Annotated in this window: 6 protein-coding genes; all 6 read left to right on the forward strand. The window is 69.7% G+C overall.

The features are described from left to right. The first annotated feature begins 175 nt into the window (after positions 1–175). Positions 176–3,205, forward strand: coding sequence for an excinuclease ABC subunit UvrA (uvrA, locus tag ACLQ2O_RS26345; protein ID WP_425835963.1), 3,030 nt, complete (start codon positions 176–178; stop codon positions 3,203–3,205). Positions 3,206–3,340: 135 nt separating this feature from the next. Further along, entirely contained in the window at positions 3,341–3,685 is a 345-nt protein-coding gene (locus ACLQ2O_RS26350; protein ID WP_425835965.1) for a hypothetical protein, read from the forward strand. A gap of 115 nt (positions 3,686–3,800) precedes the next feature. Beyond that, positions 3,801–4,142, forward strand: coding sequence for a hypothetical protein (locus ACLQ2O_RS26355; protein ID WP_425835967.1), 342 nt, complete (start codon positions 3,801–3,803; stop codon positions 4,140–4,142). A 19-nt stretch (positions 4,143–4,161) separates the two neighbouring features. Next, positions 4,162–4,470 carry a hypothetical protein gene (locus ACLQ2O_RS26360; protein ID WP_425835969.1) on the forward strand — a complete coding sequence of 103 codons (309 nt, stop codon included), beginning with the start codon at positions 4,162–4,164 and terminating at the stop codon, positions 4,468–4,470. A gap of 164 nt (positions 4,471–4,634) precedes the next feature. After that, a complete protein-coding gene (locus ACLQ2O_RS26365; RefSeq protein ID WP_425835971.1) occupies positions 4,635–5,051 on the forward strand; it encodes a DUF6507 family protein in 417 nt (138 codons plus the stop codon). Between the two features lie 19 nt (positions 5,052–5,070). Beyond that, a partial coding sequence (locus ACLQ2O_RS26370; RefSeq protein WP_425835973.1) for a toxin glutamine deamidase domain-containing protein occupies positions 5,071–8,891 on the forward strand: 3,821 nt, incomplete at its 3' end.

An 8,891-nucleotide genomic window follows, 5' to 3' on the forward strand; every position in this document is an offset into this window, starting at 1 on the left:
TGCCGGTGTCGGCGTGACCCGGGGTGGGTACCGCTCGTTCGTCGAGGGTGGGGCGATCGAATATACTTTCGAAAGCCGGACCCCCTGGATCCGGCACCGGAAGTTTTTGTCGGTGGGCCTCGTTAGCCTTGATCGGGCTTGTCCCTGAACCCTTCGAACGGCTGAGAGTGAGCTTGTGTCTGACCGTCTGATCGTGCGTGGAGCGCGTGAGCACAACCTGAAGGACGTCTCGCTCGACCTGCCGCGCGACGCCATGATCGTTTTCACCGGTCTGTCCGGGTCCGGCAAGTCCAGCCTGGCCTTCGACACGATCTTCGCCGAGGGCCAGCGCCGCTACGTGGAGTCCCTGTCCGCGTACGCCCGGCAGTTCCTGGGCCAGATGGACAAGCCGGACGTCGACTTCATCGAGGGCCTGTCCCCGGCCGTCTCGATCGACCAGAAGTCCACCTCGCGCAACCCGCGCTCCACCGTGGGCACGATCACCGAGGTCTACGACTACCTGCGGCTGCTGTTCGCGCGCGCCGGCCGGCCGCACTGCCCCGAGTGCGGCGAGCCGATCGCCAAGCAGACCCCGCAGCAGATCGTCGACCGGGTGATGGAGCTCGACGAGGGCACCCGCTTCCAGGTGCTCGCGCCGGTGATCCGCGGCCGCAAGGGGGAGTACCTCGACCTCTTCCGCCAGCTCTCCGGCCAGGGCTTCTCCCGGGCCCGGGTGGACGGCGAGACGATCCAGCTCACCGAGCCGCCGAAGCTCGACAAGCAGAAGAAGCACACCATCGACGTCGTCATCGACCGGCTCGCGGTGAAGGGCTCGGCCAAGCAGCGGCTGACCGACTCGGTCGAGACCGCGCTCGGCCTGTCCGGCGGCATCGTCACGCTCGACTTCGTCGACCTCGAGGAGAACGACCCGTACCGGGAGCGCCGCTTCAGCGAGAAGCTGGCCTGCCCGAACGACCACCCCCTGCAGCTCGACGAGCTCGAGCCGCGCTCGTTCTCGTTCAACTCGCCGTACGGTGCCTGCCCGGCCTGCTCGGGTCTGGGCACCCGGATGGAGGTCGACCCGGAGCTGCTCGTCCCGGACCCGTCGAAGTCGCTCGACGAGGGCGCGATCCAGCCGTGGTCCGGCGCCAACGTCTCGCAGTACTTCGAGCGCCTGCTGAGCGCGCTCGCCAAGGACCTGAAGGTCAAGTCGAGCACGCCGTTCGGCGAGCTGCCGGCCAAGGCGCAGAAGGCGCTGCTGAGCGGCCACGACCGCCAGGTCCACGTCTCGTACAAGAACCGGTACGGTCGCGAGCGCTCGTACTACACGACCTTCGAAGGCGTCATCCCGTACGTCGAGCGCCGGCACGCCGAGGCCTCCAGCGACACCAGCCGGGAGCGCTTCGAGGAGTACATGCGCGAGGTCCCGTGCCTGACCTGCAACGGCGCCCGGCTGAAGCCGATCTCGCTCGCGGTCACGCTCGGCGGCAAGAACATCGCCGAGATCAGCGCGATGTCGATCGACGAGGTGCACGGCTTCCTGGTCGACCTCGACCTGACCCCGCGGGAGAAGCAGATCGCGGAGCGGGTCACCAAGGAGATCGGCGAGCGGCTGCGGTTCCTGCTCGACGTCGGCCTGGACTACCTGGCGCTGAACCGGCCGGCGGGATCGCTGTCCGGCGGCGAGGCCCAGCGGATCCGGCTGGCGACGCAGATCGGCTCCGGCCTGGTCGGCGTGCTGTACGTGCTGGACGAGCCGTCGATCGGCCTGCACCAGCGCGACAACCGCCGGCTGATCGACACCCTGGTCCGGCTGAAGGACCTGGGCAACACGCTGATCGTCGTCGAGCACGACGAGGACACCATCGACCACGCCGACTGGGTCGTCGACATCGGCCCGGGCGCCGGCGAGCACGGCGGCCAGGTGGTCGTCTCCGGCACCGTCGAGGACCTGCGCAACCACCCCGACTCGATCACCGGCGCCTACATCTCGGGCCGCCGCGAGATCCCGATCCCGGCAGTCCGCCGCCCGCTCACCGAAGGCCGCGAGCTGACGGTGTACGGCGCGCGCGAGCACAACCTGCAGGACATCGACGTGACCATCCCGCTCGGGGTGTTCGTCGCGGTCACCGGGGTGTCCGGCTCGGGCAAGTCGACGCTGGTCAACGACATCCTCTACACCTCGCTGGCCCGCCAGATCTACGGCGCCCGCGCGGTCCCCGGCCGGCACACCAAGATCTCCGGGCTCGACCAGGTCGACAAGGTGATCCACGTCGACCAGTCGCCGATCGGCCGGACCCCGCGGTCCAACCCGGCGACGTACACCGGTGTCTGGGACCACGTCCGCAAGCTGTTCGCGGAGACGCCCGAGGCGAAGGTCCGCGGGTACCTGCAGGGCCGGTTCTCGTTCAACGTCAAGGGCGGCCGCTGCGAGGCGTGCTCCGGTGACGGCACGCTGAAGATCGAGATGAACTTCCTGCCCGACGTCTACGTGCCGTGCGAGGTCTGCCACGGCGCGCGGTACAACCGCGAGACGCTCGAGGTGCACTACAAGAACAAGACCGTGTCCGACGTGCTGGACATGCCGATCGAGGAGGCGGCCGAGTTCTTCGCCGCCATCCCGGCGATCTCCCGGCACCTGAAGACGCTGAACGAGGTCGGTCTGGGCTACGTCCGGCTCGGCCAGCCGGCCCCGACGCTGTCCGGCGGTGAGGCGCAGCGGGTCAAGCTGGCGTCGGAGCTGCAGAAGCGTTCGACCGGGCGGACGGTGTACGTGCTGGACGAGCCGACCACGGGTCTGCACTTCGAGGACATCCGCAAGCTGCTCGGCGTCCTGGGCGGACTGGTGGACAAGGGCAACTCGGTGCTGGTGATCGAGCACAACCTGGACGTGATCAAGACCGCGGACTGGATCATCGACCTCGGACCTGACGGCGGCCGCCGCGGCGGGACGCTCGTGGCCGAGGGGACGCCGGAGGAGGTCGCGGCCAACCCCGCGTCGTACACGGGGCAGTTCCTGGCCGAGATCCTGCACGGGCGGGCCGCGAAGCCGAGCGCGAAGAAGGCGGTCGAGGCCACGGTCAAGCCCGCTGTGAAGAAGACGGCAGCCAAGAAGGCCCCGGCGAAGAAGGCGGTAGCTGTGAAGAAGGCCACAGCCGCCAAGAAGACCACAGCTGCCAAGAAGGCTCCTGCTCGGAGAACTGCTGCCAAACGCACTGCCAGTTGATCTGGTCACAGGTGGGCGGACCGGTTCGGTCCGCCCACCTTTGCGTTCTCCTGGAACTGTCCGGGGCGGTGGGCCGCGGTAGACCTTCGAACGTTTAGATTGAGCGCGGCAGAGTAGCGGACCGAAGGGGTGCATGTGTCGCGGCAGTACGACACCCAGCTGATCGAGTCGGTCGCCGTACGGCGCCGGCGGCTGCGGGAGGCTTGGCTGTTCGGCGCCGCCCGGACGCGCAACACGCTCGACGAGGGCGTCAACAAACTGTTCGCCAGCGTCGCGGTCGCTGCGGTAGTGTGCGCCGGCTGCGTGGGTTACTCGTTCGTCAAGGACTCCAAGGACAAAGGGCCGAACGGACCCGTTGCCCCGAGCCCCAGTTCTCCCGCGACCCCCGGCCCGAGCGACTCGCCGTCCGGTACGCCGGACTCGACGGGGACCCCGCCGCCCAGCGGCACCCCGCAGCCGCCCACGCCGCCGCGGACCTGAAACCTACTGCCACAGCGAGGATCTCGGCCCTTCGGGAGGGAACCGGACGCGACCCCGGCCGCGTCTATGGTGAGCAGGACGGCAGTCGTTAGATCACTTCGGAGGGACAGCAGTCGTGAGTGGACAGCGTTGGAGCATGGGCAAGGACACCCTGGGCAGCCTGGCCAAGAAGACGGGTGGCAAGACTCAGGACCTCGGTGGTCTGGTCAAGCGCCTGGCCGCGGCCGCACAGCCGCTGGAGGGCAAGCTGCAGGGTGGTGGGCACGACGCCTTCATGAGCTTCAAAGGCCGGGTGGACGGCATCGCCGCCGACCTGAACGCGGGCCTCGCCGCGATCAACAAGGGTCAGCAGGGCATGGACACCGCGACCCAGACCGGTATGAGCGACATGGCCCAGGCCGCCAAGAAGACCGAAGGCGCGGCGAACTTCGACGGCGCCAAGTTCAACAAGCGCTGAGACGGGGAGACACAGACAGATGACCGGACGGAACAGCTACGACAGCGGCGCCAGCGGCGAGACGCAGTCCGCGATCAAGAGCCTCTCGGCGCAGATCGAGTCGCTGATCGCGCAGCACCAGGCGAACGTGAAGGCGATGCGCGGCGACGCGACCATGACCAAGGTGATGGACGACTACGGCGCGGTCGAGGACAAGTTCAACGCCGCCGCCACCGAGGTCCAGGGCATCATCAAGTCGCTGGGCTCCACGCTGGCGGAGTTCGACACGCACGCGGACACCGCGTTCAAGGCGGCCTCGAAGGCCGTGACGGACATCGGCAACACCTGATCCGCGGGGGAGCCCGGCCGGGCTCCCGTCAAGTAGGCGACCGGCGCGCGGTCTCGCGCGCTGGTCCACGGTGGTGCCGTCGGCAACGACGGCCGACCACGGACGACGAAGTTCACGGGGAAGTTCACGGGTGAGCCCTGCGCGGGGCGGCGAGAGGTAGAGGCATGGTCAACTGGACTGTCGAGGCAACGGCGGCGATGAACGGGCTGAAAGGCATGCAGACCGATGCCGCCGGCTTCGAGGCGATCGGCACGAAGCTCAGCAACGGGCTGCAGACCGCCGGCACGCAGGCCTCGCTGAACGGCAAGGGCGGCCCGATCGGGATCGCGATCAGTGAGTTCGTCAAGAAGTGGGAAGACTCACTGCCCGGCATGGTCAAGCACACCGGTGACGTCATGAAGGGCACCGTGAACGCGCTGACCGCCCTGGCCAACGGCCACCAGGAGATGGCCCTGGCCGCCCAGCGCGGCGTCCAGCTGGCCGAAGGCGTCGACCCGCGCCAGGCGATCCGCAACGCCGCCGCCAGTGCCCGCGCCGAGCAGGCGCGGCAGCAACCACCGTCCAACACGCGCGCCGTCTGACCCCGGGGGAGACGAACAGATGATCAAGCCCGAGGGCATCCCGAAGTTCGAAGGCAACCTTGAGGAAGTCACCAAGGCGGCCAACGACCTCTCCGCGGTCGGCGAAGAGATCAAGACCATCGGTGTGAAGCTGGAGAAGAAGTTCCGGAACAACATCGAGACCAACTACGCCAAGGGCCCCGAGACCCACCTGCTCGCCGCGGCGATGCTGCCGGTGAAGAACGAGGGCGAGCTGTTCGGCCCGAACCTCGGCAAGATCGGTACGGCGCTGCACACCTTCGTCTCCGACGTCTCCGACGACAAGTCGGGGCTGGCGTCGGTCCGCACCCGGGCCGACGCCTGGGTGCGCAAGGTCGGCGACACCCCCGAGGACGAGATCGACGACAACGAGGACTGGGTCAAGGAGGAGAACCAGCTCCACAAGGACCTCCAGGGTCACCTCGACGCGGTCAGCGCCGCCGAGCGCAAGTGCGCGAACGCGATCGCCGCGCTGTACGGCGGCAAGAAGTGGGAGGACAGCGGCCTCCGCGAGGGCGAGAAGCCGCCGGAGGACAAGGGCGAGGACGAGAAGGACCCGCCGTGGGGCAAGCCCCTGGAGTACGACGCGCCCTGGTACGAGGACGCGGTCGACTTCGTCGGCGGCGTGCTCAAGGGTGTCTTCGTCGACGGCATCCTCGGCACGCTCGACGCCCTCACCACGCTGATCCCGATCCAGCCGCTGCTCAAGTCGATCGGTGTGGACAGCATCTTCGGCCACGAACTGCAGGGCTGGAGCGACGCCGGTAACGCCTGGAAGGGCGTCGGCCTGACGCTGGCCTCCGCGGCGATGTACGCGGTCCCCGGTGCGGCGGTCTTCATGCACGCGGCCTTCCCGGAGACCGCGGCGTACCTGGACAACGTCGGCATCACCGTGCTCAAAGGCATGGTCGCCTGGGACATGTGGGGCGAGGACCCCGGCCGCGCGCTCGGCCAGGTCGGCTTCAACGTGATCACCACGATCGGTACCGGTGGTGCCGCGGGCGGTGTCCGCGCCACCGCGATGGCCGGCAAGTACGGCGCGGCCGCGGCGAAGGTTGCCAAGGGCGCCGATGTAGCGGTCAACATCGCCGGCAAGCTCCGCCCCGGCCAGCTCGCGCTGAACACCGCGCTGAAGCTGCCCAAGGTCTCCGACCTGGTGATCAAGGTCGGCAACGCACCGGTGATCGGCGGCCTGGCGAAGTTCAGCGGCCTGGACATCCCGACCTCGAGAGCGGGCGGCATCTCGCACGCCGGCGGCATCGACGCACCGAACGTCGACCCAACCCCTGCCTCGGTCGGTTCGCACAACTCCAGTACGACGTCCGCCCCGAGCCACACCTCCAGCAGCCCGTCAGGCGGCTCCGACTTCCCGTCCGGCCGCTCGGACAGCCCGACCTCGCCGTCGGGCGGAGACTCGCCTGCGTCGCGTTCGGACAGCCCGGCATCGCGTTCGGACAGCCCAGGCTCGCGCTCGGATTCGCCCGCATCGCGCTCCGACAGCCCCGCCTCGAACTCGGACTCGCCCGCATCGCACAGCGATGCGCCGGCCGCCCGCAACGACGCCCCGAACCGCCAGTCCGACGCCCCGGCCCACACGGACAACTCGTCCCGCACCGACAACTCCCCGTCGCAATCCGACGGTCCCGCCTCCCGCTCGGACGCGCCCGCCTCCCGCTCGGACGGTCCGGCGTCGCACTCCGACGGTCCGGCGTCGCACTCGGACGCCCCGGCGTCGCGCGGGGACAGCCCGAACTCGTCGCACAGCGACTCACCGTCACGCGCCGACAGCCCGAACGGTTCGCACAGCGACTCCCCGAGCTCGCGTGGCGACAGCCCGAACGCGTCGCACAGCGACTCCCCGAACTCGCGCACGGACAGCTCGAGTGGTTCGCACAGCGACTCCCCGAACTCTCGCGGCGACTCGACTCCGTCCTCGCACGCTGACGGCCAGACCACGCCGGGCAGCCGTACACCGGACTCGCCGACCCACAACTCGCCCGACAGCCCGCGGACCAACACACCCGACGCACCAGCCGCGCACCACGGCGGGGACACGCCGCGGACGAACACGCCTGACGCTCCGCGCTCCCCGGACGCGCCTCGGTCCCACCCGGACGCTCCGGCCGCACACCACGGTGGAGACACCCCGCGGACCAATACGCCCGATGCTCCGCGCACTCCGGACGCGCCTCGGTCCCACCCGGACGCTCCGGCCGCGCACCACAGCGGGGACACCCCGCGGACGAACACGCCCGACGCTCCGCGCTCCCCGGACGCGCCTCGCTCGCACCCGGACGCTCCGGCCGCGCACCACAGCGGAGACACCCCGCGGACGAACACGCCCGACGCGCCGCGCACCCCGGACGCACCGACCACTCGTACGCCGGATGCGCCCAACACCCCGGACGCGCCCGCGGCCCGGCACACACCGGACGCCCCGACCCGTACGCCGGACGCTCCGCACGCCGGCGACGGAATCCCGCCGGTCATCGCGCCGCACGGCGGGATGCCGCACCAGGGCGGGCCGCACCAGGGGCAGCCGCGCAACCAGGGCCAGCCGCATCAGCAAGGGCAGCCGCACCAGCAGCAGGGCCAGCCGCACAACCAGGGGCAGCCGCACCAGCAGTCGCCCAGCCAGCAGCACCAGAGCTCGCCGAGTCACCAGCAGTCGGCGCCGCCCCCGTCGCCGCGCCCGGTCGGCCAGCGGGGTCAGCAGCGCCATGACCTCGAGCCGAACCGGTACCGCAACGGTGATCCGGACGGTTCGTTGCTGAAACGCCTGAAGGAGAAGGTCGGCTCGAACCCGCTCGAGTCCGTCGCTCGCTGGATCGGCCACGGCAACCCGCACTTCGCGGCCGGCTACGGGGTTGTGCGCAACAACTGCGGCGACAACGCGCGTGCGTTCGTCGACATCCTGCAGGGCCGGGAGCCGCGGCTCGCCAACGGTGACTTCCGGACGAAGATCAACGAGCAGGGTGAGGTGGTGCCGGACTGGGGTGAGGGCCCGGAGATGTACCAGTACACCGGCGTACGTCCGGAGAAGATCGAGGTCCGGGACGCGAACGGCAACGTTGTCGACGGCACGACCGACCCGGCGGCGTACACGGCGGACGCGATCCGGCAGATCGAGGACGCGTTGAGGGGCCAGCCGCCCGGCACGGCCGCGATCGTCTACGGCGGGTGGGCGAAGCTCGCCCCCACCGACGCGGGCGGCGCGCACTGGTTCAACGCGTTCGTCGACCACCAGGGCAACGTCAAGTGGGCCGACATGCAGTCGGGCAAGGTCTCGGACACACCGCCGTTCGGAGACAGCAAGTTCCACCACCTGGAAGCTGTCACCCGTCGCCCCGGTGGAGACTGGGAGTCGCCGATCAACCCCGGCTGGACGGTCCACAACGGCGATCACTACCCGAACGCGCCGGTTCCGCACGTCCAGCAGCAGCACGCCCCCCAGCAGCAGGCGCCGCAGCACCAGCAACAGGCGCCGCAGCACCAGCAACAGCAGGCACCACAGCAGACGCAGCCGATGCACCAGCAACAGCAGACGCAGCCGCAGCATCAGCAGCAGCAAGCTCCGCAGCAGCAGGTCCCGCCGATGCCGACGCATCCGCCGCACCAGCAGCACGTGCCGCCGCAGCAACCGTTGCACTACCAGCAGCCTCAGGCTCCGCAGTTGCACCAACAGCAACCCCATCAACCCCAGCCCACGCAGCCGCAGGCACCTTCACATCACCAGCAGCAGCCGCACCAGCAGCAGCCGCACCAGCAGCAGCCGCACCAGCAGCAGCCGCACCAGCAGCAGCCGCACCAGCAGCAGCCGCA

Origin of the sequence: Kribbella sp. DT2, assembly GCF_049844575.1 — a bacterium.
GTDB lineage: Bacteria > Actinomycetota > Actinomycetes > Propionibacteriales > Kribbellaceae > Kribbella.

What these genes read in the sequence shown, in the direction of transcription:
- ACLQ2O_RS26360 (WP_425835969.1), top strand. Translation starts at nt 4,162, where the DNA reads ATGACCGGACGGAACAGCTACGACAGCGGCGCCAGCGGCGAGACGCAG.
- ACLQ2O_RS26365 (WP_425835971.1), top strand. Translation starts at nt 4,635, where the DNA reads ATGGTCAACTGGACTGTCGAGGCAACGGCGGCGATGAACGGGCTGAAA.